17 protein-coding genes are annotated in these 26083 nt (G+C 64.5%); 11 read left to right on the top strand and 6 right to left on the bottom strand.

Annotated features, from left to right (window positions below):
- Nucleotides 1–40 precede the first annotated feature (40 nt).
- On the bottom strand, nucleotides 41–2191 hold the full coding sequence (locus tag NX780_RS08045; RefSeq protein WP_258827345.1) for a DUF4214 domain-containing protein: 2151 nt from the start codon (nucleotides 2189–2191) through the stop codon (nucleotides 41–43).
- A 155-nt stretch (nucleotides 2192–2346) separates the two neighbouring features.
- On the bottom strand, nucleotides 2347–4407 hold the full coding sequence (locus tag NX780_RS08040) for a UvrD-helicase domain-containing protein (RefSeq protein WP_258827344.1): 2061 nt from the start codon (nucleotides 4405–4407) through the stop codon (nucleotides 2347–2349).
- Between the two features lie 175 nt (nucleotides 4408–4582).
- Between NX780_RS08040 and NX780_RS08035 the strand changes: the two genes are divergently transcribed.
- Nucleotides 4583–5068, top strand: a complete 486-nt coding sequence (locus NX780_RS08035; RefSeq protein ID WP_258827343.1) for an SRPBCC family protein — start codon at nucleotides 4583–4585, stop codon at nucleotides 5066–5068.
- Between the two features lie 136 nt (nucleotides 5069–5204).
- Here the strand turns inward: NX780_RS08035 and NX780_RS08030 are convergent, their stop codons facing one another.
- A complete protein-coding gene (locus NX780_RS08030; protein ID WP_258827342.1) occupies nucleotides 5205–6644 on the bottom strand; it encodes a dihydrolipoyl dehydrogenase in 1440 nt (479 codons plus the stop codon).
- A gap of 125 nt (nucleotides 6645–6769) precedes the next feature.
- Here NX780_RS08030 and NX780_RS08025 point away from each other — a divergent pair, with 125 nt between their 5' ends.
- The gene (locus tag NX780_RS08025; RefSeq protein ID WP_258827341.1) at nucleotides 6770–7630 is read left to right on the top strand and encodes an oxygenase MpaB family protein; all 861 of its coding nucleotides are present in this window, start codon (nucleotides 6770–6772) and stop codon (nucleotides 7628–7630) included.
- A 12-nt stretch (nucleotides 7631–7642) separates the two neighbouring features.
- On the opposite strand, the gene NX780_RS08020 is transcribed toward NX780_RS08025, so the two are convergent.
- Nucleotides 7643–9649: a primosomal protein N' gene (locus tag NX780_RS08020; protein WP_258827340.1), complete on the bottom strand. Its 2007-nt coding sequence runs from the start codon at nucleotides 9647–9649 to the stop codon at nucleotides 7643–7645.
- Nucleotides 9650–10214: 565 nt separating this feature from the next.
- Nucleotides 10215–11297, bottom strand: coding sequence for a uroporphyrinogen decarboxylase (hemE, locus tag NX780_RS08015; protein WP_258827339.1), 1083 nt, complete (start codon nucleotides 11295–11297; stop codon nucleotides 10215–10217).
- An 89-nt stretch (nucleotides 11298–11386) separates the two neighbouring features.
- On the opposite strand from hemE, the gene NX780_RS08010 reads away from it, so the two are divergent.
- From NX780_RS08010 to rffA, 9 genes are all read left to right on the top strand, one after another.
- Nucleotides 11387–13297: a S9 family peptidase gene (locus NX780_RS08010; RefSeq protein ID WP_258827338.1), complete on the top strand. Its 1911-nt coding sequence runs from the start codon at nucleotides 11387–11389 to the stop codon at nucleotides 13295–13297.
- Nucleotides 13294–17400, top strand: coding sequence for a DEAD/DEAH box helicase (locus NX780_RS08005; protein WP_258827337.1), 4107 nt, complete (start codon nucleotides 13294–13296; stop codon nucleotides 17398–17400). Before NX780_RS08010 ends, NX780_RS08005 begins: the two co-directional genes overlap by 4 nt.
- Nucleotides 17401–17458: 58 nt before the next feature.
- On the top strand, nucleotides 17459–17941 hold the full coding sequence (locus NX780_RS08000) for a hypothetical protein (RefSeq protein WP_258827336.1): 483 nt from the start codon (nucleotides 17459–17461) through the stop codon (nucleotides 17939–17941).
- 141 nt (nucleotides 17942–18082) lie between these two features.
- Nucleotides 18083–19978, top strand: a complete 1896-nt coding sequence (locus tag NX780_RS07995; protein ID WP_258827335.1) for a DUF885 domain-containing protein — start codon at nucleotides 18083–18085, stop codon at nucleotides 19976–19978.
- Nucleotides 19979–20257: 279 nt separating this feature from the next.
- Nucleotides 20258–21271: a glycosyltransferase family 2 protein gene (locus NX780_RS07990; protein WP_258827334.1), complete on the top strand. Its 1014-nt coding sequence runs from the start codon at nucleotides 20258–20260 to the stop codon at nucleotides 21269–21271.
- Complete coding sequence (locus tag NX780_RS07985; protein ID WP_258827333.1) at nucleotides 21259–21825, top strand: PglD-related sugar-binding protein; 567 nt, start codon at nucleotides 21259–21261, stop codon at nucleotides 21823–21825. The genes NX780_RS07990 and NX780_RS07985 overlap by 13 nt, the downstream gene beginning before the upstream one ends.
- The gene (locus NX780_RS07980; protein WP_258827332.1) at nucleotides 21822–22523 is read left to right on the top strand and encodes a WbqC family protein; all 702 of its coding nucleotides are present in this window, start codon (nucleotides 21822–21824) and stop codon (nucleotides 22521–22523) included. The genes NX780_RS07985 and NX780_RS07980 overlap by 4 nt, the downstream gene beginning before the upstream one ends.
- Nucleotides 22520–22930 carry a GtrA family protein gene (locus NX780_RS07975; RefSeq protein WP_258827331.1) on the top strand — a complete coding sequence of 137 codons (411 nt, stop codon included), beginning with the start codon at nucleotides 22520–22522 and terminating at the stop codon, nucleotides 22928–22930. Before NX780_RS07980 ends, NX780_RS07975 begins: the two co-directional genes overlap by 4 nt.
- On the top strand, nucleotides 22927–24063 hold the full coding sequence (rffA, locus tag NX780_RS07970; RefSeq protein WP_258827330.1) for a dTDP-4-amino-4,6-dideoxygalactose transaminase: 1137 nt from the start codon (nucleotides 22927–22929) through the stop codon (nucleotides 24061–24063). The genes NX780_RS07975 and rffA overlap by 4 nt, the downstream gene beginning before the upstream one ends.
- Nucleotides 24064–24072: 9 nt before the next feature.
- Here rffA and NX780_RS07965 read toward each other — a convergent pair whose 3' ends face one another.
- Nucleotides 24073–25869, bottom strand: coding sequence for a hypothetical protein (locus tag NX780_RS07965; protein WP_258827329.1), 1797 nt, complete (start codon nucleotides 25867–25869; stop codon nucleotides 24073–24075).
- Nucleotides 25870–26083: the final 214 nt, after the last annotated feature.

The following is a 26083-nucleotide window of genomic DNA, read 5'->3' as shown; positions in this document are numbered from 1 at the left end:
GTGCGCCGCGACGCAAAGCCGGCATTATGCCAGCCTGCGCTCAAGGATTCACATACGGGATGTATTCCATGCCGTTCTGGATGGTGCCAATGACCTGGGCTTTGTTCTCGACGCTTTCGCTGAACTCGACCATGATTTGCTCGCGGCTGCTGTCGTCGATGCGGCCGACCCAATATGCATAGCCGTCGGGATCCGGTTCGCGATCGAGGATGTTCAGGTAGAGCTGGCGCAGGAAGTCCGCGTCGTTGGGATTGCTGCCGTATTTTTCCTTGAACTCCGGCGCCCAGGTAAACTCGTGGGCGATCTCGACCAGCGACGCGCCTTTTTCCATGCGCTGCATCCAGTAGCCCAGTCCCGTCGGTTCCGCCGGACGGCCAAGCGCAGCTTCATACAGGCGGAAGATCTGGCCCGTGAGGCCGTCGACGTCAAGCGCCTTGTAGCCGTCGCTGAACTGGATGCGCTCGACGTTGATGAGAGCGTCCGTGCCCTCGCTGGGCGACTTGGTCGTGACGTTGAAGCCCCATACGCTGCGTTTGATCGTGTAATCGGCCATGCTGCCGGCGTAGACCACGGTATCCCGGCCGGCGCCGCCGTCAATGGCATTGTCGCCCGCGCCGACGATAAAGGTGTCATTGCCATCGCCGCCGGTCTGGTTGTCTGTGCTGGCAATGACGAATTCCATGCGCGTGCTCGCGCTGGTTGCATTGCCGGCCTTGTCGACCGAGGCAGCTGCGGCGACGTAACTGCCGTCAGGCAGCGGCGTGGAGGCAATAGTCCATTTACCATCCGGGCCGACCGAGGTCGCGCTGATCGGGATATTCTCGCCGATGCGAACCAGGAGGATCTCGGTACCCGCCTCACCAATGCCGCTGAAGACCGGCTTGTTGCTGCCTGGCGCCAGGCTGAAAGTATTGGTTGGTACGTGTGGCGCTGTGCCGTCCACGTGAAAGACGTCGGAGGTACTGCGGGCGGAGACGTTGCCGGCAGCATCAGTAGCGGTGGCATGGACGCGGTAATTCATGGCATCCGGCAGGGTCGGGGCCGCACTCCACACTCCCCTGGCATCCGCCTTAACGGTGGCAATCAGGTTTTGGCCGTTATATATGCTCACCGTCGCATTCGCCTCGGCCATGCCGGTAATGAGGGGCGTATTGCCAGTGGTGAAGCCGTTCGCGTTCTTCGTTACTGCGAACACCGGCGCCGCCGGCGCGATCGTGTCGGAGCCCACACTCGCGCGTTCCACGCGAACGTCGGCAAACTGCAGCAGTTCGACGCCGGTCAAGGTGTCTATGCCTTCAAGCCCGCTGGCGACCTGCAGGCTACCGTCGACGTTGTTGGTCAGGGTGTAGTTGCTGCGCACGCCGGTGAAGACCGCAGTGTCGATTCCATTGCCGCCGTTGATCATGTCATTTCCTCCATTGCCTTGCAGAGTATCGTTATGTGCGGTCCCGTTCAGGGTGTCAGCGGCGCTGGTGCCAGTCGTGTAGCGGGCTCCGCTTTCGGAATTGATGCCCAGAGCACCGCCCAGTCCGTCGCCGCCATACAGCCAGTTCAGCGCCGCGATGTCATAGGGGCTGAAGGTCGAATACGGGCCGCCCTTGTCGGTGTACGACATGATGGTGTTGGCGGTGTTGTCCTGCGCCGTCGACAGGTGGATGTGCTGTTCTTCGTCCGCCTCGTGGAAGGGGTGCGACAAACCCAGCGCATGACCCAGCTCGTGCAGCAGGGTCTGGTAGCCGACGCCGCCGGGGGACAGGTCGCGGTTGTAGCCATACCATTCATTATTGTCGAGATAGATATAGGCATTGGCCCCGTAGCTGACCAGGTTGCCGCCGGCGCCCTGGTAGTACGTGCTCGACCAACTGCACAGGCCGGTAGTCGTGCTCCCCGAGATATCGATGTTCGCCAGGTGGAGCTGGGCAGATGTGCCGGAACTCGTCTCGACGAACTTGATGCCTGTGAGCTGCTGCAGGTAGTTGAAGGCATAGCGCGCCGCCGACTGCTGCGACAGCGTGAAGGCCTCCTGGCCAGTCCTGGTGCTTTCGATACCGGAAGAGACCGAGAAGGTGTAATAGATCGTGTTTGCCGTGTTGGACGTCAGGAAATTCCAATCCGGCCCCTTGTCCAGCAGAGCATCGATATGGTTGAGCCCGGACAAAGGAGTGGTATTGATGTCTGAAACGTTTGCCATTATGAAATTGACTAGAAATGTTGCGGATGAACTCGCTTAGCGGAAAGTATTTCCTGCGGCACAGTTGAAGTCAAATAAGAGTTTCAATCGTGCGCAGCTCTTGCCACCTGCTCAAGGCATATCTACAACATATCAATCAATTCCTTATGGCAACATCATGGTTTTGGCAGGGATAGCAAGGCTTTCAGGTTGGCCAGCCGTTCCTTCGGACTGAGGATCTCGGTTTCCTTGGGCGGAGCGTCGCCAACGTCGAGCGCCATTTCTTTAATGAAACGCGACGGCTCGCAGTGCACCAGTTCGCCGGCGCGCTTGCGCTTCTTGCACCACGTCAGGCGCAGGGTGCGCTGGGCGCGCGTGATGCCCACGTACATCAGGCGGCGTTCTTCCTGGATGCGGGCCGCCATGATCTCCACCGGCGCGTCCGGGTCGCCCTTGTGCGGCAGGATCCCCTCTTCCACGCCGACCAGGAAGACGTGTGGGTATTCCAGGCCCTTGGAGGCGTGCAGGGTCGACATGCGCACGGCATCCTGTTCCTCGTCCGAGCCTTCCAGCATCGACATCAGGGCCACCATCTGGGTCAGTTCCAGCAGATTCTTTTCCTCGCCGTCGCGATCGCGCCCGCCTCGTCCCCGCTCCTTGAGCCAGTTGGTGAACTCGAGCACGTTCTGCCACTTGGCCTGGGCCGCGCGGTCGTCGAAGTTCTCGTACAGGTAGTGCTCGTAGTTCATCTCCTTCATCATGTCATCGAGCACCTCGGCGGCGTTGTCGCCGCTGCCCGACGGCCCCGGACGGGTGGCGCGGTCTTCCAGCTCGAGCATGAAGTGGCAGAAGTCGCGCAGCGGCGCCAACTGGCGCTCGGCGAGTTTCGCTTCGATGCCGCCCTTGAGCGCGGCCTCGAACAGCGAGCAGTTCCACTGTTTCGAGAATTCGCCGAGCGCCTCCAGCGTCGCCATGCCGACCCCGCGCTTCGGCGTCGTGACGGCCCGGATGAAAGCCGGGTCGTCGTCCTGGTTCGCGATCAGGCGCAGGTAGGCGATGATGTCCTTGATCTCGGCCTTGTCGAAGAAGCTCTGGCCGCCCGACATGGTGTAGGGGATGCGCTCCTTGCGCAGGGCCTGCTCGATCACGCGCGCCTGGTGGTTGCCGCGATAGAGGATGGCGTAATCGGTCCACTTGTTCTTGCGCTGGAAATGGTCGGCCGAAATCATGATGGCGACCTGCTCGGCCTCCTGCTCGTCGCTCTGCATGCCCAGCACCTCGATCGGCTCGCCCAGGCCGTGCTCGGACCACAGCGACTTCTCGAACAGTTTGGGGTTGTTGCCGATGACGGCGTTGGCCGCCTGCAGGATGCGGGTGGTCGAGCGGTAGTTCTGTTCCAGCTTGATGACGCGCAGGTCGGGGAAGTCGGTCTGCAGGGTCTTGAGGTTTTCCACCGAGGCGCCGCGCCAGGCGTAGATGGCCTGGTCGTCGTCGCCCACGGCGGTGAACATCGGCTTTTTGCCAAGGCCGGTCACCAGCAGCTTCACCAGCTCGTACTGGCAGGTGTTGGTGTCCTGGTACTCGTCCATGAGCAGGTAGCGCAGGCGGCGCTGCCAGCGGTCGCGGATCGATTCGTTGTTACGGAACAGCTCCACCGGCAGGCGGATCAGGTCGTCGAAATCGACCGCCTGGTAGGCCTGCAGGGTGGCGAGGTAACTGCGGTAGACGCGCCCGGACATCGCCTCGTCCTCGTCCTTGGCATTGCGGATCGCGTCTTCCGGGTCGACCAGGCCGTTCTTCCACAGCGAGATGGCGTTCTGGATGCGGCGGATTTCCTGTTTGTCCGTGGTCAGGGCCAGGTCCGAGACCACGGTGTAGCAGTCGTCGCTGTCCATGATGGAAAACTTGTCCTTCAGGCCGACACCGGCCGCTTCCTGGCGCAGGATTTTCACGCCCAGGGAATGGAAGGTGGAGACGGTGAGCTGCTTGGCCTGCTTGGGCTGCTTGAGCAGCTTGCCGATCCGCTCCTGCATCTCGAGGGCCGCCTTGTTGGTGAAGGTGAGCGCCGCGATGGTGCGCGGATCGTAGCCGCAATGCTCGATCATGTAGGCGATCTTCTGCGTGATCACGCGCGTCTTGCCCGAGCCGGCGCCGGCCAGCACCAGGCAAGGGCCGTCGAGATAGAGCACGGCTTCGCTTTGCGGCCCGTTGAGGCCGAATTTGGGTGCGTTGGACATGGGAAAGATTTCTGCAGGATGGCCGGGTATTGTAACGATGAGTTCGACAACGCGCAGGCAAAAGATGGCGTGTGAACGTGTTTGCAACACCGTCCCGGCGCGGCAGGAAGCGCCGCAATCGGGTACCATTTCACCCTTGCGGCGCCACGCGCCGAGGCTTTTTGGACACCCGCACATGAAATTCGAACATCTCATCCAGATCAACGATCCGATGAACCCGCTGATCGACACCATCTCGATTGAACAGCTGTGGCGCGGATTGGTCCTGCGCGCCGAATCGCCGACCCTGTTCGTGCCGCATCTGGACGAGTGCACCATTAGCGAGCGCAGCAGCGGGAGTTTCGCGCGCCGCCTGCGCTACGGCGACCTGGTGATCGACGACGTCGTTTACCTGACGCCGCTGAAGGAAGTGCGCTACGAGGTGCCGGCCCAGGGCGAGATCGCCGCCTCCAGCCTGGTCATGAAGATCGAGGCGCCGACCAGCGCGGTACTGCTGGTGCGCTTCTGCTACGACGACGGCCAGGGCGAGCACACCGACCCGGCCAACGAAATGTACGACGACTTCAAGCGCTCGGCCTATCAGGAAGCCGACATCGACACCGTGCGCATCCTGCGCCAGCTGGCCGGCGAGGGCAAGCTGGATGCCAGCTACCTGAACTGATTCTCGCCGGCTGCTCGACCCGTAGGGTGGGCCTGGGCGGCCCCGCGGTCCTCCGCCCACGCGTCCAACCGGCAAAGGAATGACCGCGCGGGCAGCAGTACCTGTGTTTGAACGCGTGGGCGCGGGAGCGCCCACCCTACGTACCAGGCTCGGTATCGGCCGCGTCGACGTCGCTCTCGCCTTTCGTGAGGCACTGCGCCAGGTCGCGCAGCGCCGTGCGCACGCCCTCCTCGATCACCGGGTGGTAGAAGGGCATCTCCAGCATCTGGTCCACCGTCATGCGCATCTGGCAGGCCCAGGACAGGGTATGGGCCAGGTGCTCGGCGCGCGGCGCGATCATCTCGGCGCCCAGGAAGCGGCGCGAGCCGAATTCGGCGTACACCCGCAGCATCCCCTTGTTCTGCAACATCACCCGGCTGCGGCCCTGGTTCGCAAAAGAAACCGAGCCCACCGCGAACTTGCGCTTGCCGCCTTCGACCAGGCTCTTGTAGCTGGCGCCGAGGGTCGCGATATTCGGCTCGGTGAAGGCCACCGCGATCGGCGTGCGGCGCAGGCCGGGACGCACGTCCGGGTAGCGGCCCGCATTGTCGCCGGCGATCTTGCCGTGGTCGGCCGCGTCGTGCAGCAGCGGACGCTCGTTGTTGGCGTCGCCGGCGATGAAGATGTGGCTGTTCCCGCATTGCATGGTGCGCGCGTCAAACAGGGGGATGCCGTCCTCGCTCCGTTCCAGTCCGGTGTGCTCCAGCCCGATGTCGTGCACGTTCGGCGTGCGCCCCGCCGCCATCAGCACGTACTGGAAGCGCTCGGTCTGCTCCTTGCCAAGGGCGTCGGCAACCGTCAACGCCACCTCCTCCCCTTCCTGCACGGCGCCAATGTCCTTGGACTGGAACTGGATGTCGAGCTCCTCGTTCAGCACACGGCCGGCGGCGCGCAGCACTTCGGGGTCGCTGATGTGGGCGATGCTGCCGCCGCGCGCGAACAGTTTTACCCGCACACCGAGGCGATGCAGGGCCTGGCCCAGCTCCAGCCCGATCACGCCGGTGCCGATCACGGCGACCGACTTCGGCAGGTCGTCCCAATAGAACACGTCGTCGGAGGTAGCGATGCCGGGGCCGACGTTCTCCAGCGCCGGCAGGCGCAGCGGCGTGGAGCCGGTGGCGATCACGATGCGTGCGGCGGTGACTTCGGTATGGTCGTCCACGAGGAGGGTGTGCGGGCTCGTAAAGCGCGCGTGGCCGCGCAGCTTGTCCGCTTCGTCGAAGGACTCGACGCTCTCCAGCACGAAGCCGACAAAACGGTCGCGCTCGCGCCGCACCCGCTCCATCACGGCGGGACCATCGATGCGGACCTCGCCCGCGTGCACGCCGAAGGGCGCCGAATGCTGCATCGCATGCGCGCTTTCCGCGGCCGCGATCAGGAGCTTGCTGGGCATGCAGCCGACCCGCGCGCAGGTGGTGCCATACACCCCGCTCTCGATCACCACGGTGCGCGCACCCTGCGCCTTGGCCGCGCGGTAGGCCGTCATGCCGGCGGTGCCGGTACCGATGATGGCGACGTCAACATCCAGTTTCTTCATGGTCTTCTCCGCATGTTCATGCCGAAACGATACGCCATTTCCGGCCCGGCTGCTGACAGTGCCAGCTTGATCGGCGCACAATCGTCCCGATGTAGCAGGTGGAGCAATCGATCGAAAGGACGCCGATGCTGGAAACGATACGCGAGCTGGTGCGCCCGCCCCCGGGCATGGCATTCGACTTCAGCCAGCCGGCCGGCGAGCCGGCCCTGGCGCCAAGCGATGGCGTCGCCTGGCGCGTGTTCGCCAACCCCGTCTCCCTCTTCATCGGCGGGGTGGCCGCCGTGCTGCTGGAACTCGCCGAACCCTCGGTGCGCTCCGGCGTGTGGGACCACAGTAATTTCAAGCGCGATCCCGGCACCCGCCTGCGGCGCACCGGTTTCACGGCCATGATGACGGTCTACGGGCCGCGCTCGGCGGCGGAAAAGGTGATCGCGCGCGTGGTGCGCATGCATGGCCGGGTCGAGGGCCATACCCCGGACGGCCTGCCTTACCACGCCAACGATCCGCGCCTGCTCGACTGGGTGCAGGCCACCGCCGCCTTCGGCTTCACCGAGGCCTATCACGCCTATGTGCAGCCCCTGTCCGCCCGCGAGAAGGATGCGGCGTTCGCCGAGGGGGAGCTGGCTGCCGGCCTGTATGGCGCGACCGGGGCGCCGCGTTCCTGGGACGAGTGGGAGGCGCTGCTCGGCAGGACCGCACCTGGCCTGGAAGGGTCGGATATCCTCGCCGACTTCATGCGCATCATGCGGGAAGCGCCGATCCTGCCGGCGCCGCTGCGCGGCCTGCAGCGCCTGCTGGTGCGCGCCGCCGTGCAGATCGTGCCCGAGCCGGTGCGCTCGCTCCCTCAGCTGCGTGCAGGCGCCCTGCGTCCGGGGGAAGCCCTGCTGGTGCGGGGGCTCGCACGTGCGAGCAGCCTGCTGCCGCTGGACGAGATGCCGCCGGCGCAGGCCGCGCGGCGCCTGGCGGCGCCCCGCAACCCCGACTGAATCGCCAAGCCCTCAGATATCGATCGGGTCGACCTCGAGCGACCAGCGCACGCGCGACTTCATGGCGCGCAGGCTCTCGACCCACTCGCGCAGGAAATGCTGCAGCGCCGGGCGCGAAGAAGACTCCACCAGCAGCTGGGCGCGGTCGACGTTGTGCACGCGCGTCATCGTCATCGGGATCGGGTCGTTGATCATCACCGTGTCAAGAACGAGGCTATCGCGCGCCGCCTCCAGGAAGGCGATCGCAGTGGCCAGTTCCGGCGCCTCGGCGCGCAGCAGGGCCTGGTACATGAAGGGCGGCAGGCCGGCCTGGCGGCGTTCCTCGAGCAGGCTGCCGGCGAAACGGTCGTAGTCGTGGCGCATCACGGCGCCGTACAGCGGATGGCTGGCATAGCGGGTCTGCACCAGCACTTCGGAAGCGGCCCCCGCCCGCCCGGCGCGGCCCGCCACCTGCATCAGCTGGGCGAACAGGCGCTCGCTGGCGCGGTAGTCCTGCGAGAACAGGGCGGTATCCGGGTTCAGGATGCCGACCAGGGTGAGTTTCTTGAAGTCGTGGCCCTTGGCGACCATCTGCGTGCCCACCAAAATGTCGACCTCGCCCCGGTGCACGGTGTCGAAGGCCGCCTGGGCGCTGCCCTTCAGGCGCGTGGAGTCGGCGTCGATGCGCAGGATGCGCGCTTCCGGGAACATCGCCGCCAGGCCTTCCTCGACGCGCTGGGTGCCGCGCCCCAGAGGCTGCAGGTCGACGTTGCCGCAGGTGGGGCAATGGCGCGGGATGCGCAGCTCCAGGCTGCAGTGGTGGCAGCGCAGGCGGTGTTCCGGCTTGTGCAGCACCATGAAGGCGGTGCAGCGGGTGCAGTTGCTGATCCAGCCGCAGGCGTCGCAGGAGATCACCGGGGCGTAGCCGCGCCGGTTCAGGAACAACAGCGACTGTTCGCCGCGGTCCAGGCGCTGGCGCAGGGCCGCGATCACGGCGCCGGTGAGGCCATCCTTCGGACGGTCGCGCTCGGTGTCGACCAGCTTCACGGTGGGCAGCACGGCGTCGCGCACGGCGCGCTCGCGCAGTTCCAGCCTGCGGTAGCGGCCGCTGTTCGCGTGGTGCCAGGTCTCGAGCGAGGGCGTGGCCGAACCGAGGACGATCGGGATGCCCAGCTGGTGGGCGCGCCACACGGCCAGGTCGCGCGCGGAGTAGCGCAGGCCTTCCTGCTGCTTGTACGAGGGGTCGTGCTCCTCGTCGATGACGATCAGTTTCAGGTTGGGCAGCGAGGCCAGGATCGCCAGGCGGGTGCCCAGCACGATGCGGGCCCGGCCCTCATGGGCGGCCAGCCAGTGCAGCATGCGCTCGCCCTCGGACAGCCCGCTGTGCAAAGTAGCCAGCATCACGCCGGGGAAGCGCGCCTGGATATTCCCTTCCAGCTGGGGTGTCAGGTTGATCTCGGGGACCAGCACCAGGATCTGGGCGCCTGGTTCGCGCGCCAGCACCTGGGCGCAGGCCTGCAGATACACCTCGGTCTTGCCGCTGCCGGTCACGCCGTACAGCAGCATGGGCGCGAAGCCCTCGGCGCTGCCGATGGCGTTGGCGGCTTCCTGCTGCGCCGGGTTCAGCACGGGCATGCCGGAGGGTGTCGCGTCGTGCGCGGCCTCTACCTTTGCCAGTTTTTTCAGCGCGCGGTCCAGGGCCACGGTCTTGGGCACCCGCAGGTTCTTCGGCAGGCCAGGCAAGGCCACCTCGCCCAGCGGACGCTGGTAGTAGTCGGCGGCGAAGCGCGCCAGCGCGATCCAGCGCTCCGGCAGCGGCGACAGCTGGCTGCGCACGGCGATCGCGTCCTTCAGCTTGTCCACAGGGACATCCGTCTCCCCTTTCACCGCCACGATCAGGCCGACCACCTCGCGCCGCGCGAAGGGCACCAGCACCAGCTGGCCGACTTGCGGCTCCTCGCCGGGTAGACAGGGCCAGCGGTAATCGAAACAGCTGTTGAGCGGCGTATCGAGCGCGACTTGTAGGAAGCAGTGTGCCAAATCCGACCTTCTTGGTAAGTGGAAAGCGCTGGAAAGCTGTGGAAAACTTTGTGAATAGCGCGGTACTTGACCGGGTACGAGGTTTACGTTAGATCAACTCGAATCCGGGGATTCGCGGGTGCAACAATAAATTTTCTATAAAAATCAATAGCTTGCGAAACATGAGTTATCCCTGTTAACAAGTCAGGCTGGATTCGGCTTGCTGTGCATAACTGCACATGTGGCGTGGGAAAACTCGCTGCGGCGCACCACGAACTTCATACCTTACTTGAAGAGTTGAGCTAAGTCCGCGTAAACCAAGCACTTTTCCCGACTCAGCAGCCATCCTGTTGATAACTTTGTGAACAAGGAAGGGGAAGTGGGGACATTTTACGGCTAACTAGCGAACTCTACTGTGTAAATCCACAGTTCATCATGAAAAAATCGCTTAAGAATCATTGGTTTGCGTATTTTTCGATGAGGCAGAGATGTCCACAGGAATAATTTTGATGTTTTACGAACTTGTGAACAAGTGTGATTTTGCTGCGGCAACCTCCTGCCGCAGCGAAACCCGTTCGCAAACGCTTCAGGCGGCGCGCTGGCGGCGGCTGAAGTTGTGGACAGCTTCCACCATGGCCGTCACCGATTCCGGCGGCGTGAACTGCGAGATGCCGTGGCCCAGGTTGAACACGTGGCCGTGGCCGGCCGAGGGGGTGCCGTAGGCGGTGAGCGAGCGCTCTACCTCGCGCTGGATTCTCTCCGGCGCGGCGAACAGGATGGCCGGATCGAGGTTGCCCTGCAGGGCGACACGGTCGCCGACCAGCGCGCGTGCCTTGCCCAGGTTGACGGTCCAGTCCAGGCCCAGGGCGTCAGCGCCGATGTCGGCCATCTCGTCCAGCCACAGGCCGCCGCCCTTGGTGAACACGATGGCCGGGATGCGCACGCCGTCCTTCTCACGCTGCAGCTGGCTCACGATCTGCTGCATGTACTTCAGCGAGAACTCCTGGTACGCGCCGTCGGCCAGCGCCCCGCCCCAGGAGTCGAAGATCATCACGGCCTGGGCGCCGGCATCGATCTGGGCGTTCAGGTACTGCGCCACCGCGCGCGCATTGGTGTCCAGGATGTGGTGCATCAGGTCCGGACGCTGGTACATCATCTTCTTGATGGTGTGGAATTCACGCGAGCCGCCGCCTTCGACCATATAGCAGGCCAGTGTCCAGGGGCTGCCCGAGAAGCCGATCAGCGGCACGCGGCCGTTGATGGCGGTGCGGATCTGGGTCACCGCCTTGAAGACGTAGTCGAGCGACGCCATATCCGGCACTTGCAGCGCACGCACCGCCTCTTCCGTGCGCAGCGGGCGCTCGAACTTCGGGCCCTCGCCGTCGGCGAAGTAGAGGCCCAGGCCCATCGCATCCGGCACCGTGAGGATGTCCGAGAACAGGATCGAGGCGTCCAGCGGATAGCGGTCGAGCGGCTGCAGCGTGACTTCGGTGGCGAAATCCGGGTTCTTCGCCAGGCCCAGGAACGAACCGGCGCGTTCGCGCGTGGCGCGGTATTCCGGCAGGTAGCGGCCCGCCTGGCGCATCAGCCACACCGGGGTGTAGTCGGTCGGCTGGCGCAGCAGCGCACGCAGGAAGGTGTCGTTCTGGAGCGGGGCGAATTGTGGCATGGCTGACAATGAAAGCGCAGGGAAAACCTCTATTATCGCATCTCCGGGCACCCACTTATAATGCGTTTCCGTATTTGAAAGAAGCAGCCATGACCAGACAACAAGCCCCCTGCGGCGCATGGGCCTCCCCGATCACCGCCGCCGTCGTCGCGGCCGGCGCCACGCCGCTGGCCTCCCTGGTGCTGGACGGCGCCGCCTTGTATTGGCTCGAGGGCCGCGCCAGCGAGGCGGGGCGCTCGACCCTGGTCGGCACGGCGGGCGAACTGACGCCGGCGCCCTTCAATGTGCGCAGCAAGGTGCATGAGTACGGCGGCGGCGCCTTCACGGTGGCCGATGGGGTTGCGTGGTTCTCGAACCAGCCTGATGGCCGCCTCTACCGCGTGGAAGCGGGTAGCGAACCGAAGCCCGTCACGGCCGAAGACAACAAGCAGCGCTACGCCGACTTCGTCGTCGACGCGCCGCGTCGGCGCCTGCTCACGGTGCGCGAGAACCATTCCAAAGGCAGCCACTACCCGGAGAACACCATCGCCGCCATCGCTTTCGACGGCAGCGAGACCGTGCTCGTGGACGGCAACGACTTCTACGCGGCGCCGCGCCTGTCCCCGGATGGACGCCAGCTGGCCTGGCTGTGCTGGGACCACCCGCGCATGCCCTGGGAAGGCAGCGAGCTGTGGCTGGCCGACGTGCTGGAGGACGGCAGCCTGGTGAATGGCCGCCTCGTGGCCGGCGGGCCGAACGAGTCGATCTGCCAGCCTGAATGGTCGCCCGGCGGCGTGCTGCACTTCGTGTCGGACCGCAGCGGCTGGTGGAACCTCTACCGCTATGACCATGGCGTCGTGCATCCGCTGTGTCCGAAGGAGGCCGAGTTCGGCGGTCCGCAGTGGAATTTCGGCGGTTCGCTGTACGGTTTCCGTTCAGAGGACGACATCATCTGCGCCTATGTCGAGGGCGGTGTCAGCAAGCTGGCGCGCCTGCGCGGCGGTGTGCTCACCGATATTCCGACGCCCTATGAAGAAATCCGCGAGCTGCGCGTGAATGCGCATACGGTCGCGCTGCTGGGCGGGGCGCCGACGCTCGCGCTGGAACTGGCCCGCATCGATCTCGATGGCGGCGCGCACGAGGTGCTGGCGCGCTCGATTTCCCAGTTGCCCCCAGGCGGCTACTTGTCGGTCCCGCAGTCGATCAGCTATCCGAGCGCGAATGGCCGCACCGCCTACGCCTTCCACTATCCGCCGACCAATGCCGATTTCGCCCCGCAGGATGGCGAGCTGCCGCCCCTGATCGTCATCGGCCACGGCGGCCCGACCGGCATGGCGGCCAGCACGCTGAAACTGTCGACCCAGTTCTGGACCAGCCGGGGCTTCGCCGTGCTGGACGTGAACTATGGCGGCAGCACCGGCTTCGGGAGGGCCTACCGCGACCTGCTCAAGGGCCAGTGGGGCGTGGTCGACGTCGAGGATTGCGTGGCGGGCGCGCGTCACCTGGCCGAACAGGGCCTGGTGGACCCCGAACGCCTGCTGGTGCGCGGCAGCAGTGCCGGCGGCCTGACGACCTTGTGCGCCCTCGCCTTCCACGATGTGTTCAAGGCCGGCGCCTGCTACTACGGCGTGTCGGATCTCGCCGGGCTGGATGCGGATTCGCACAAGTTCGAGTCGCACTACAACCAGTACCTGATCGCCCCGCCCGAACGCGCCGAGCAGGTCTACCGCGAGCGCTCGCCGATCCACCACACCGACAAGCTGAAGCGCCCGATGATCTTCTTCCAGGGCCTCGACGACATGGTGGTGCCGCCCTCGCAGTCCGAAGCGATGGTGGAGGCGCTGCGCGGGCGCAAGCTGCCGGTTGCCTACATCACCCTGGAGGGCGAAGGCCATGGCTTCAGGAAGGCCGAGAGCGTGGTGCGCACGCTGGAGGCAGAACTGGTGTTCTACCTGCGCGTGTTCGGCATTCCGGTGCCGGCTGACCTGCCGCAACCAGCGATCGAGAACCTGCCCGCATGACGGTCCGCGATCTCGATAACGGCGAACTGGCGATCGTCGCGCTGCTGGCCATGGCCGGCGAGCCGATGGGCCGCCAGCGCATCCTCGAACACCTGATGGCGGCCGGCCTGCCGCTTCCTGAAGGGCAGTGGGTTGCCGAACTGGAAAGCCTGCGCACCAAGGGCCTGGTGCAGGACGTGGTCGGTCGCGGCTTCGCGGTTGCGCAGGAGGCGAGCTGGCCCGCCCTCGAACGGGCACTGGACGACGGCCTGTTCTTCGCCCTGCAATCCGCCTATGCGCAGGTGACGCCCCTGCGGCGCGACTGGCAGGGCACGCCGGTGCTGCGCAGCTACCGCCAGGGCCTGGCGCTGCTGCGCATCGCCTTGATCACCGGCGAGAGACCGGCCGTCGTCACGCCCCTGCTGGCGGCCTGCCTGCGCTGCCACGAGGCGGCCTACCTGCATCCGCTGGTCGAAGTGTGCGCACGGCCCTTCGATCCGGCGATCCTGACGTACATCTACCCTTCCCTGGTCGACGGCGTGCTGGCGACGCTGGTGCAGCACGCCCAGCGCGAGCCGGCGCTCGCGCCTGGCATCCGGGCGGCGGCCGAGGCCCGGACCGATCCTTCGATCGAATTGCGTATCGCCCTGGCCGAACACCTGATCCTGTGCGGCCGGCTCGACGGCGCCCTCGCCCTGCTGCAGGAAGTGGACGATGCGGCCGGCCTGTTCCTGCGCAGCGTGGTGGCCCTGCTGCGCGAGGACTTCGACGCCGGCCTGCCCGGCGTGGAAGCGGCCCTGAAACAGCTGCGCCGCGAGACCGGCAAGCGCAAGGCCATTTTCGAAGGCATCGGCGCCCACGTCTACCTGACCGCCCTCCTGCGCAGCAACCGGCCGGCGCACCTGAAGCTGTCCGACGCCTGGCTCGACATCGCCACCCGCGCCGTGCAGCGCGCCGAGACGGCCGTGGTGTTCCAGCTCAGCATGCTGCAGGAGATCCGCCGCGGCACTGTCGACGCCGAGGTGCTGGCCTCGCGCAGCTGGGAGATGGCGATCGAGCCCTTCACCTTCCGCGCGCTGATGCACCACTGGCTCGGCCTGCCGCAATTGCCGGGCAAGCGCAAGGACATCGAGGACATGCTGGCGCAGTCCGAACGCGCCGGCTTCGACCTGCTCTCAAGCCAGCTGGCTGGCCTGCTGGGCCACGTCGGCGGGCCCGGCGCCGTCCAGTTCGAAGCGCGCGCGAGCGAGCTTCGCAGCGCCCACCGCTTCGCCGACCTGACGCACTGGTTCGAGCGCGAGGAACCCTGGGAACGCCAGCTCAACGCCCTGATCAACCTGCAGCCGGCCGTGAACGCCGAAGTGGTGCGCGAGTCGCGCCTGGTCTGGATGATCCGCTACGACGACCAGATGGGCGTGCAGGAGCTGGAGCCGCGCGAGCAGAAACGCGACGCCCAGGGCGGCTGGAGCCGTGGCCGGGCCATGGGCCTGAAACGCCTGTCGGAAGAGGCATCGACGCTCGATTTCCTCACCGCCCAGGACGTGCAGGCGGTATCGACCATCGCCGGCCGCCGCTACTACGGCAGCACCGGCATCCGCTTCGAATTCGAGCGCGACAAGGCGCTGGCCTGCCTGGTCGGCCACCCGCTGCTGTTCTGGATGGACTCGCCGGGCACGCGCGTCGAACTGCTGCCGGGCGAGCCCGAACTGCTGGTGAAGGCCCGCGGCGGCAAGGTCACGATCTCGCTGCATCCGCCGCTGAAAGGGGAGGACGGCGACGTCATCATCACGCGCGAGACCCCGACCCGCCTGCGCCTGGTGAACATCAAGGAAGAGCACCGCCGCATCGCCGCCATCGTCGGCGAGGGCCTGGAAGTGCCGGTGGAGGCCGAGCGCCGCGTGCTGCGTGCGATCAGCGCGATTTCCTCGATCGTCACCGTGCAGTCGGACATCGGCGCGAGTCCCGGCGACATCGAGCAGGTGGCGGCCGATCCGCGCCTGCACCTGCACCTGCGCCCCTACCAGCAGGGCCTGCGCATGCAGATCCTGGTGCGCCCGCTTGACGGGGGCGCGTATTATTCACCGGGCACCGGCGCGGAAAGCGTGATCGCCGATGTGAACGGCGTGCGCACCGAAGCGAAGCGCAACCTGAATGCGGAGCGCGAGGCCGAGCGCCAGCTGGTCGGCGCCTGCCATGCCCTCGAACACGGTGAACTGGACCACGGCGAGTGGCTGCTCGGCGCGCCCCTGCAATGCCTGGAACTGGTGGACGAGCTGCGCGGGCTCGACCCAAACAAGGTGGTGGTGGCCTGGCCCGAAGGCGAGAAGTTCCGGGTGTCCAAGCGCGCCAGTTCGAAATCGGTGCGCGTGCAGATCCGGCGCGACAAGGATTGGTTCGCGGCCAGCGGCGACGTGGTCATCGACGAGGACCGCGTGATGAGCCTGCAGTCGCTGCTGGCCAGGCTGCGCGAGGAAAAGAGCCGCTTCGTGGCCCTGGGCGACAACGAATACCTGGCCCTCAGCGACGAGCTGCATCGGCGCCTGATGGAATTGGCCGACTACGGAACCTTCCATGATGAGGAGCTGCGCATGCATCCGCTGGCCAGCTTCTCGCTCGCCGAGCTGGCGCGCGACGCGGGCAGCGTCACGGCCGACGACGCCTGGCGCAAGCATCTGCAGCGCATCGCCGACAGCGAGGCCTTCACGCCAGGCTTGCCTTCTACCCTGCAGGCCGAGCTGCGCGACTACCAGGTCGAGGGCTTCGAGTGGCTGGGCCGCCTGGCCCACTGGGGCGTGGGCGCCTGCCTGGCCGACGACATGGGGCTCGGCAAGACCTTGCAGGCCCTGGCCCTGCTGCTCACCCGGGCGCCCGAAGGTCCGGCGCTGGTGGTGGCGCCGACCTCGGTGTGCCTGAACTGGATCGCCGAGGCCCAGCGCTTCGCGCCTACCTTGAACCTCAAACTGTTCGGCCCGGGCGAGCGCAAGACGCTTGTCGAGGAAGCCGGCCCCTTCGACGTGGTGGTGGCGAGCTACGGCCTGCTGCAGCTGGAAGCGCCGCTGTTCGCGAAAAAACAGTGGCGCAGCATCGTGCTGGACGAGGCCCAGGCCATCAAGAACATGCACACCAAGCGCTCCCAGGCCGTGATGGCCCTGAAGGGCGACTTCCGCATGGCGGCCACCGGCACGCCGCTGGAGAACCACCTGGGCGAGTTGTGGAACCTGTTCAGGTTCATCAACCCGGGCCTGCTGGGCACGGCCGACCAGTTCCAGCTGCGCTTCGCCGGCCCCATCGAGAAAGCTCAGGACAAGCGCGCCGAAGCGGGCGCCCGCATGCGCCTGCGCCGCCTGACACAGCCCTTCATCCTGCGCCGCACCAAGGCGCAGGTGCTGACCGAGCTGCCGCCGCGCACCGAGATCGTGGTGCCGGTCGAACTGACCGCCGATGAGACGGCGCTCTACGAGTCGCTGCGCCGCCAGGCCCTCGACAAGCTGGCCGCGCTCGAGGCGCCGGAAAATCAAAAGTCGATCGAGATCCTGGCCGAGATGATGCGGCTGCGCCGCGCCGTCTGCAATCCGGAACTGGTGGCGCCGGGCTCGGGGCTGGTGAGCAGCAAGCTGGTCGCCTTTGCGCGCCTGGTCGACGGCCTGCTGGAGAACAGGCACAAGGTGCTGGTGTTCAGCCAGTTCGTCGACCACCTGAGCCTGATCCGCAAGTACCTGGACGGCAAGCACATCCCCTACCAGTACCTCGACGGCGCTACGCCCATGCAGGAGCGCAAGCGCCGCGTGGACGCCTTCCAGGCCGGCGAAGGAGAACTCTTCCTCATCAGCCTGAAGGCGGGCGGGGTCGGCATCAACCTCACGGCGGCCGACTACGTGATCCACATGGACCCGTGGTGGAACCCGGCGGTCGAAGACCAGGCCTCGGACCGCGCCCACCGCATGGGCCAGCAGCGCCCGGTGACGATCTACCGCCTGGTGGCGCGTGGCACCATCGAGGAAGGCATCGTCGAACTGCACCACCGCAAGCGCGACCTGGCCGACAGCCTGCTGGAAGGCACGGAAATGGCGGCGCGCATGTCGCCGGGCGAGATGCTGGCGATGCTCCGGCAAGGCCTGTCGTAAACTGGCGCGGCTGCCGATTCCATGTGATCATGCCGCTTTTACGGAAGAGCAGGGACACATGGAACTGGACAAAGCGGCAATGACGGCGCAAGCCCATGTCATCGGCGTCAAATCCTGGCTGGCCTATGCGGGCGTGCTCGCCTTGGCCGTGGTGCTGTTCTTCGTGGCGCTGCCGCTGGCCTTCCTGTGGAACGAGATCGCCGCGGCCAGCGTGCTGCTCGCCTCGGCGCTGATCGTCGCCTACCGCTTTCTCTCGGTGCGCAGCGTGCAGCTGTACTACGACGACGTGGGCGTGTGGGTGGTATCCGGCGTGCTGCCCTGGAAGAAGGGCGTCGCGGGCGTGAAATGGCGTGACATGGACGACGCCACCTTTGTGAACGGCTTCGTCAGCTGGGTCACGCGTTCCTACACGGTGCGTATCGGCCACCGCTTCACGAAGGGCAGCGAGATCGTGCTGCATCACATCGCGCGTGGCCGCCAGGCCGTCGACACGGTCAATGCCCTGCACCAGCAGAAGATCCGCCAGGGCGAGATTGACTGAATAGCTACCCGGCGCGCGACCGCGTGTCGGAATGTTTCAGCCGCCCGCAAGCGGCCTGAATGGTGCTACTCTTCCGTGGCTCCGCCATGCGCTGGAAGCGCAGGGGAGCGCCGACCTTTTAATCCACAGGGTTCGAACAGGATGATGAAAACGAAGATCGCGCTGGCAGTCCTGCTGGCGAGTTTCGCGCTGGCCCCCGCCAGCGCCAAGACCACCAAGCCCGCCAAGGGCAAGGCGAAAGCCGCCAAGGTGGTCAAAGCAAAAACCGGCAAATCGAAGGCGCCGGTCAGGAAGAAGACCGGAAAGAAGGCAGTCGTCGCCACGGCCGCCGCGGCCACCGCGGTCGCCGCCGCACCGAGGGCAAGCGCGTCGGAGAAGCGCCTCGACCGCCGCTTCGACTCGATGAGCATGCAGTACCTGACCGCACTGTGGCGCGTCGATCCGGAAGGCGGCATCTACGTCGGCAAGTTCGACCAGGCCGCCAACCTGACCATCCCGGATGCCGCCACCCGCGCGAAAAAACTCGCCTTCGCCAACGAGTGGCTCGAGAAGTTCAACAAGCTCGACACGCGCCAGCTGTCGGCGCGCCAGCGTACCGACCTGGCCCTCCTGGTGAACAAGCTGGAGAAGGACCGCTGGAACCTGAGCACCTGGCGCGAATACGAGTGGAACCCCTCGCTCTACAACGTCGCCCAGCCGCTCGACCTGATCCTCAATACCGAATACGCCGCCAAGCCGCAGCGCCTGCGCACCATCCTCAGGCGCCTGGCCGGCGTGCCCGACTTCTACGCGGCGGCCCAGGCCTCGATCACCAGGCCGACCCGCGAGCACACCCAGCTCGCCATCGCCCAGGCCCCGGGCACCATCGCGGTGCTGGCCGACCTGGGCAAGGCGGCGCAGGAGTCGATCCTGACGCCGCAGGAAAAGGCGATCTTCGCGCAGCGCATCGCGAACGCCGGCACCGCGGTGCTGGGCTATGTGGACTTCCTCACCGCGCTGGACAAGAACACGAAGGACTTCCGTCCCTTCCGCGCCGGCAAGGAGCTGTACGAGCAGAAGTTCGCGCTCGAGATCCAGTCTTCCAGCAGCGCCGAGCAGACCTTCCGCAAGGCCCTGGCCACGCGCGAGGAGCTGCTCGCCCGCATGGACACGATCTCGGACGAACTGTGGCCCCGCTACATGGCGGGAGTGGCGAAACCGCGCGACCGCTTCCAGAAGATCGGCATGATGATCAATAAACTGTCGGAGCGCCACGTCTCGCGCGAGAACTTCCTGCCCGAGATCCGCCGCCAGATCCCGGCTTTGCACAAGTTCGTCCTTGAAAAAAATCTCCTCACGCTCGACGCCGACAAACCGCTCGAAGTGCGCGAGACCCCGATGTACCAGCGTGGCGTGGCCGGCGCCAGCATCGACGCGCCGGGTCCGTATCGTCCGAAGGACAAGACTTATTACAACGTCACCCCGCTGGACAACCTCACGGCCGAACAGGCCGAAAGCAGCCTGCGCGAGTACAACGAGTGGATCCTGCAGATCCTGAACATCCACGAAGCGATCCCCGGCCACTACGCCCAGCTGGTGTATGCGAACCGCTCGCCGTCGCTGGTGAAGTCGCTGTTCGGGAACGGCGCCATGGTCGAGGGCTGGGCCGTGTACGGCGAGCGCATGATGCTGGAGAACGGCTACGGCGACAACGCGCCCGAGATGTGGCTGATGTACTCGAAGTGGAACCTGCGCAGCGTCACCAACACCATCCTCGACTACAGCGTGCACGTGCTGGGCATGGGGCAGCAGGAAGCGATTGACCTGCTGGTGCGCCAGGCCTTCCAGACCCGCCAGGAAGCGGACGAGAAGTGGCGCCGCGTGCAGCTCACGTCGGTGCAGCTGACCAGCTACTACAGCGGCTACGAGCAGATCATGGAGTTGCGCGAGCGCCGCAGGCAGCAACTGGGCGAACGCTTCGACCTGAAGGAATTCCACGACCAGTTCCTCAGCTACGGCAATGCGCCGGTGAAGATGATCTCCGAATTGATGCAGTAACAACGACAGCTCGCACTCCCGGCCTGGCGGCGTGGCTCCGAGCCGCCAGGCGTTCTTCTTCCCTGCACCGCCGTCCATCGCACCTCATCCTTCTCGTGCTCCCCGCTGGCGCCTCATATTGTATTTGCCCAACTTTTTATTGCTTAGTCGACAATTTTGGTCGACGTAAACGTTAAAGTGAAGACAATCTGAGTGCCAAATGGTAAATTCCGATTTGCACTTTTGCATCACGCAGGACGCTCGACCCGTAGCGTCGTCATCGCGCAATAAGGATCAAGCATGCATACCCCGTCTGAATCGGTCAGCCCAGCGATTAGCATCGTCTCGACAATGTATCGATCACGCTCTTTTCTGGAGCGCTTCCTCGCCGAATGCCTGGAGGCTGTGAAAGCCATCGGCTGCCATTCATTTGAAATTGTCTTGGTCAACGATGGTTCGCCCGACGATTCCCTCGAGTACGCGGTGAATGCAACAAAGCGGATTCCAGAACTCGTGGTGGTCGATTTGTCGCGCAATTTCGGGCATCACTATGCAATGCAGGCAGGCTTGCAGCAGGCAAGGGGCGAACGGGTGTTCCTGATCGACAGCGATCTGGAAGTCTCGCCGCTGACCTTGATCGAATTCAAGGCCAAGCAAGACGCGACCGGAGCGGACGTCGTCTACGGCTATCAGGAAGCGCGCAAGGGCGGGATGTTCGAGAAGGCCAGTGGAGGCCTGTTTTATACCGCATTCAATCTGCTTAGCGACACCAAGATCCCGCCAAACCTTGCGACCGAGCGCATCATGACGCGACGCTATGTCGATGCCTTGTTACGTCTTGGCGACCGTAACCTGTTCATGGCGGGCATGATGAGCTGGGCCGGTTTCACCCAGATCGGAATGCCGTTGAAAAAGACGCAGCGTGAAGGAGAAAGCACTTATACGCTGCTGCGCCGCGTCAAGCTGATGGTCAATGCGGTGAGTTCATTCTCCGTGCTGCCGCTGACCTGGTTGTTCAACATCGGTGTGTCGATTACCTTGATCAGCTTCCTGTTCCTTGCCTATCTGCTGGGCAGGAAGATCCTGTTCGACGACACAATGATCGGTTATACGTCGCTGATGGGCTTGATGGCGCTCAGCCTCGGAGTCACTACGACCAGCATGGGCCTGATCGGCATTTACCTCGGCAAGGTATTCAGCCAGGTGCAGAATCGGCCTACCTACATCATCAAGGATATCTACGGGCGTATGCCCATGCGGCCGGCCTTTGCCGGGGAAGCGCGCGAAAGCGAGGAAACCGGATGCAGTTACTGATCTACGGCTCGAAGGAGTTTTCGGAAACGGTGATGGAGCTGGCCGAGGACTGCGGCTACCGGGTCGCAGGACTGATTGACGATTTTTCGCAGGCTGACAATGTGCTCGGCACGCTGGATCGGGTCAAGCAGACGCATCCTCCCAGCAATTTTCAAATCGCTATTGCAATCGGTTATGGCAACCTTGCTGCGCGCTGGCAGGTGTGGGAACGGGTCACGTCGGCTGGTTACATCGCACCGCCGCTGGTTCATCCACGCGCCTATGTCGCGAAATCCGCCACGCTGGGCGCAGGCGCAATGGTCATGGCTGGCGCCGTGGTCGACGTGCGCGCGTCTCTCGGGAACATCGCGGTCATCTGGCCGGGCGCCTGCATCAACCATGATGCAACCGTCGGCGAAAACTGCTTCGTTTCGCCCAACGCAACACTGTGCGGCTATGTCGGGCTGGGCGCGCACAGCTTCGTCGGCGCCGGGGCGGCGATCGTCGACCATTGTGTCGTTCCGCCACGGACGCGTATCAAAATGCTGGAACGTTATACCGGAGCAGGTGCATGAAAAAAGTAGTTATTCTCCAGTCGAACTATATTCCATGGAAAGGGTATTTCGACCTGATTCACGATGCGGATACCTTCATTTTCTATGACGATGTCCAGTACACGAACCGCGACTGGCGCAACCGTAACAAGATCATGACCCCGGGCGGCCCACGCTGGCTGTCGATTCCCTGCGGCGCCGACACCAAGCGCCTGATCTGCGAGGTTGCTCTCGACGATCATGCCTGGCAGGCCATCCACTGGGACACCATCCGCCAGAATTACCGCCGTGCGCCCCACTTCGAGCGCTACCGCGCTTTTTTCGAAGATATCTATCTCGGCCGCCAATGGACCAATTTATCGGAGCTGAACCAGCATATGATCAGGCTGATCTCCACCGAGCTGTTGGGGATCCGGACGGTGTTCGAGGATTCGCGCGCCTACCAGCTGTCGGGTAAGCGCCTGGAGCGTATCCTCGATCTGGTCGCACAGTCGGGCGCGACGCACTATATTTCCGGCCCGGCGGCGAAAAGCTATATTAACGAAGCCGACTGTGCAGCCCTCGGCGTCGAGCTGGTCTGGAAGGACTATAGCGGCTATCCCGAGTATCCGCAGGGCCCTCTGCCCTTCGAGCACGGCGTTTCGGTCCTGGACCTGCTGTTCCACACCGGTCCCGCCGCGAGCGATTACATCTGGGGCCAGCGCCAGGCAAGCCAATGAAGACGACGTTTTTCCAGGCGCTCCGCTACGGCATCGTCGGGCTGCTTTCTAATGCTGTAGGCTACGGTCTGTACTTGCTGTTGACCGGCGCCGGGATGGGCCACAAGCTGGCAATGACCTTGCTGTTCATCGTGGGCACCTTGCAGACCTTTGTCTTCAACAAGAAATGGTCTTTCAAGTACCGGCAACAGGACCGTACTGTCCTGCTGCGTTATTTCGCGACCTATGGGCTCGGCTATCTGGTCAACCTCGCGGCGCTGCTCGTGCTGGTCGACGGCGCCCGCCTGCCCCACGCGATCGTGCAGGCCGCGATGATCTTCGTGGTCGCCCTGCTGATGTTCGTGCTTCAAAAATTCTGGGTGTTTCCCGCCCGTGCCAACCCATCGACCTGTCCGGAGTCCGCATGATGAACGTCCCCTTCAATAAACCTTATATGACCGGCAAGGAGCTCTGGTATATCTCGCAGGCGCATGCCAGCGGACACCTGGCCGGCGACGGAACGTTCACGAAGAAGTGCAATGCCTGGCTGGAGCAGAACATCGGCAGCCAGAAAGCGCTGCTGACCCACTCCTGCACCGCCGCGCTCGAAATCTCCGCGATGCTGGCCGACATCCGTCCCGGCGACGAAGTCATCATGCCGTCCTACACCTTCGTCTCGACTGCCAACGCCTTCGTCCTGCGCGGCGCCGTGCCCGTCTTCGTCGACGTGCGCCCGGACACGCAGAACATCGACGAAACCAAGATCGAAGCGGCGATCACCGAACGCACGCGCGCGATCGTTCCGGTGCATTACGCAGGCGTCGCCTGCGAGATGGATACCATCATGGACATCGCGCGCCGCCACAATCTGCTCGTGATCGAAGATGCGGCGCAGGGCATCATGTCGACCTACAAGGGACGGCCGCTGGGCAGCATCGGGCACATGGCGGCGCTCTCGTTTCATGAAACAAAGAACATCATCTCCGGCGAAGGAGGCGCGCTGCTGGTCAACGACCCGCGCTTCGTGGCGCGCGCCGAAATCATTCGCGAAAAAGGGACAAACCGCAGCCAGTTCTTCCGCGGCCAGGTCGACAAGTACACCTGGGTCGACGTGGGATCGTCTTATCTGCCTGGCGAAATCATGGCCGCCTTCCTGTGGGCACAGATGGAGGAGGCCGACATGATCAACCGCCGCCGCCTCGACATCTGGGCCAACTACCACCAATGGTTCGCCAGCCTGGAAAAGGCCGGCAAGGTGCGCCGCCCGACCATTCCGCGCGAATGCACTCACAATGCGCACATGTACTACCTGATGTTCCCTGACATCGAATCGCGCAGCGCGGTGATCGCGCGCCTCAAGGCGCGCGGCATCCAGACGGTCTTCCACTATATTCCCTTGCACTCTTCGCCGGTCGGCAAGGAGATGGGACGCGCCGCGGACGACATGTCGCACACCGATGCGGCCGGCGAACGCCTGTTGCGCCTGCCATTGTGGATTGGCCTGGAAGCCGAGCATGCCGACGTGATCGCCGAAGTCGTTGCGGCGATCAACGAAAACTGAGGGCGATCTTCAGGGCATGCGCGTCGGCATGATGGTGGCGGCAGTTGCTGCGTCCCCGCTTGCCGCAACCGGCTTCCACAATTGTAAGTGAACGGTCGCCGGCTCGCCGGGCGTGGTGGCGGCGACCGGATTGACCACCTCGACAGTTCCGGCCAGCCGGTGCGAACCGGGCCCGATACGGCGCGCCATGATGGCGGGCCAGTCGCGTGCACGCCGTGACTTGTCTGGGGAGATCAGCAGCCAGGCGGCGCGAACGCGTTGCGTATCCACTTTCTGGAGGACGCGCTCGATGGCGGCAGAGCTGCCGGGATAGCCGCCCAGCATCCAGGGCGAACCGAGCGGGCGGGCGCCGAGCGCATAGATGACGCCCGGACTATCCCCGGTCATATCGAGCATGTCCTGGTTAGCAGGCAGGCCCGCATTTCGAGCCATCTGTTGCAATGCCTGCAAGGAGCGGGCTGTTGCCTGATCGACACGCACGACGCTTCCCTCCGTGCCCAGTACCCGCGGCGAATCCTGCTGCGCCAACGGCGCCACTTGCCTGTAGGTATGGTGCACATCCGTCCAGGCCAGCCACTGCGTGAGCAGCGCCGGAGCGCACATCAGGGCCAATGCGAACGCCAGGGCCGGACCGGTAATCGTGCGCGCGGCGCCCAGCCGGTACAGTCGCAGGCAGAGGGCGATAGAGGCGAACAATGAGGCGATGGCGCTATGCGCCAGCAAGGGCATGTTCGTCCCGAAAGAAAACGCCACCGGAGACATCAGGAACAGCACCGTTAAAGCGCACTCACGGCGCTCGTCATATCCGGCGGACCCGCCGCCGCGCGCCAGACGCTCGATGAACCACAGGGCCGCCGCGACGCAGGCCGTGACGATGAGCCAGAGCTGTCTCCAGCCTTCGTAGACATGGCTGAAGGACACCACGGCAAGCAGCGCAACTACCAGGAAAGAGCGGGCGAATGGCGAAGCGAGCGCGATTTTCCGGCGTGCAAAGAAAAGCAATAGCGCGCCACCAAGCAGCCAGGGGGCGGCGCCCGGCAACTGCTTCTGTAGAGCCCAGCGCAGGCCATTCAACACCATCCACATGGAATAGGAGCCGTCGCGCACGTGGGTAAGCGCTATCCCCTCCTGCAGCATCTCCAGCCAGCCCGGAAACGACAAGGTCAACATGACGAAATTCAGGAGGAAACCCGCAGTCACCAGGGTGACGAGCTTCAACAGCCAGCGCCAGTCCCAATCGCGATTCAGGGCGAGGAAGAAAACCGTGTGCAGCAGCGTGACCGATACCGCCGTCGTCGCCTTGGACAGGAAGCAGGCGCCAAGGGCGAGGCCATACAGAAAGGCTGCAGCCCCCATGCTCCGGCCGGCTGCGCGCCGCGCCAGAACACTCAACATGCAGGCCGTCATGAGTGCCATGGCGACAAGGCAAAGGAGATTGTAGGATGGCGCCCGCAAGGTGCTCAAGTAACCGAAGAACAGCATTGCCGTGCCCATCGGCGCGACCATATACCAGAATCGCTGCCGCGTCCCATCGGCGCCCTGCTCCTCCCAATTGAACGACATCACTTGCCGCACAAGTAGCGCAGTGCTGGCGAGCACCAGCACCAGGGAGAGAACCCGCATGGCGGCGATGCTTGCGCCGGAAAGGCGGAATGGCCATTCGAAATAGGCACCAAAAAACGTCACCGTTCCCGTGAATTCTCTCCAATACAGGAAGTTGTGCAGGTAATAGGATTCATCGGTGAATTCGAAACCACGCGGCGCCATCCAGAGGTAGAGGGCAACCTGGACGAACAGCATCAACATGGCAGGCAACACGTAGAGCGGTATCAGCGAATGAGGGCGAGCGGTAGACAAGATTGACATTCTTTCAGGATGGGCAGCGAACGTGACGTCCCTACGTTGGTGTTATTTGTGTTGACACATTACACGTGCAACATGCAGTCTGGTGATGTTTGTGGCAAACCAGCATCCTTGCCAGCGTCAATATTCTAATGTATTGTTTGCAACAGTTGTTTGT

The organism is Massilia agri (genome assembly GCF_024753255.1).
GTDB lineage: Bacteria > Pseudomonadota > Gammaproteobacteria > Burkholderiales > Burkholderiaceae_D > Telluria > Telluria agri.
Note: the sequence above shows the minus strand (reverse complement) of the source record. Positions and strands in the feature narration are given on the sequence as shown.

Excerpts from the sequence above, each read along its gene's own strand:
- NX780_RS08045 (WP_258827345.1), bottom strand. The coding sequence starts at position 2,191 with ATGGCAAACGTTTCAGACATCAATACCACTCCTTTGTCCGGGCTCAAC.
- NX780_RS08040 (WP_258827344.1), bottom strand. The coding sequence starts at position 4,407 with ATGTCCAACGCACCCAAATTCGGCCTCAACGGGCCGCAAAGCGAAGCC.
- NX780_RS08035 (WP_258827343.1), top strand. The coding sequence starts at position 4,583 with ATGAAATTCGAACATCTCATCCAGATCAACGATCCGATGAACCCGCTG.
- NX780_RS08030 (WP_258827342.1), bottom strand. The coding sequence starts at position 6,644 with ATGAAGAAACTGGATGTTGACGTCGCCATCATCGGTACCGGCACCGCC.
- NX780_RS08025 (WP_258827341.1), top strand. The coding sequence starts at position 6,770 with ATGCTGGAAACGATACGCGAGCTGGTGCGCCCGCCCCCGGGCATGGCA.
- hemE (WP_258827339.1), bottom strand. The coding sequence starts at position 11,297 with ATGCCACAATTCGCCCCGCTCCAGAACGACACCTTCCTGCGTGCGCTG.
- NX780_RS08010 (WP_258827338.1), top strand. The coding sequence starts at position 11,387 with ATGACCAGACAACAAGCCCCCTGCGGCGCATGGGCCTCCCCGATCACC.
- NX780_RS08005 (WP_258827337.1), top strand. The coding sequence starts at position 13,294 with ATGACGGTCCGCGATCTCGATAACGGCGAACTGGCGATCGTCGCGCTG.
- NX780_RS08000 (WP_258827336.1), top strand. The coding sequence starts at position 17,459 with ATGGAACTGGACAAAGCGGCAATGACGGCGCAAGCCCATGTCATCGGC.
- NX780_RS07995 (WP_258827335.1), top strand. The coding sequence starts at position 18,083 with ATGATGAAAACGAAGATCGCGCTGGCAGTCCTGCTGGCGAGTTTCGCG.
- NX780_RS07990 (WP_258827334.1), top strand. The coding sequence starts at position 20,258 with ATGCATACCCCGTCTGAATCGGTCAGCCCAGCGATTAGCATCGTCTCG.
- NX780_RS07985 (WP_258827333.1), top strand. The coding sequence starts at position 21,259 with ATGCAGTTACTGATCTACGGCTCGAAGGAGTTTTCGGAAACGGTGATG.
- NX780_RS07980 (WP_258827332.1), top strand. The coding sequence starts at position 21,822 with ATGAAAAAAGTAGTTATTCTCCAGTCGAACTATATTCCATGGAAAGGG.
- NX780_RS07975 (WP_258827331.1), top strand. The coding sequence starts at position 22,520 with ATGAAGACGACGTTTTTCCAGGCGCTCCGCTACGGCATCGTCGGGCTG.
- rffA (WP_258827330.1), top strand. The coding sequence starts at position 22,927 with ATGATGAACGTCCCCTTCAATAAACCTTATATGACCGGCAAGGAGCTC.
- NX780_RS07965 (WP_258827329.1), bottom strand. The coding sequence starts at position 25,869 with ATGTTGATGCTGTTCGTCCAGGTTGCCCTCTACCTCTGGATGGCGCCG.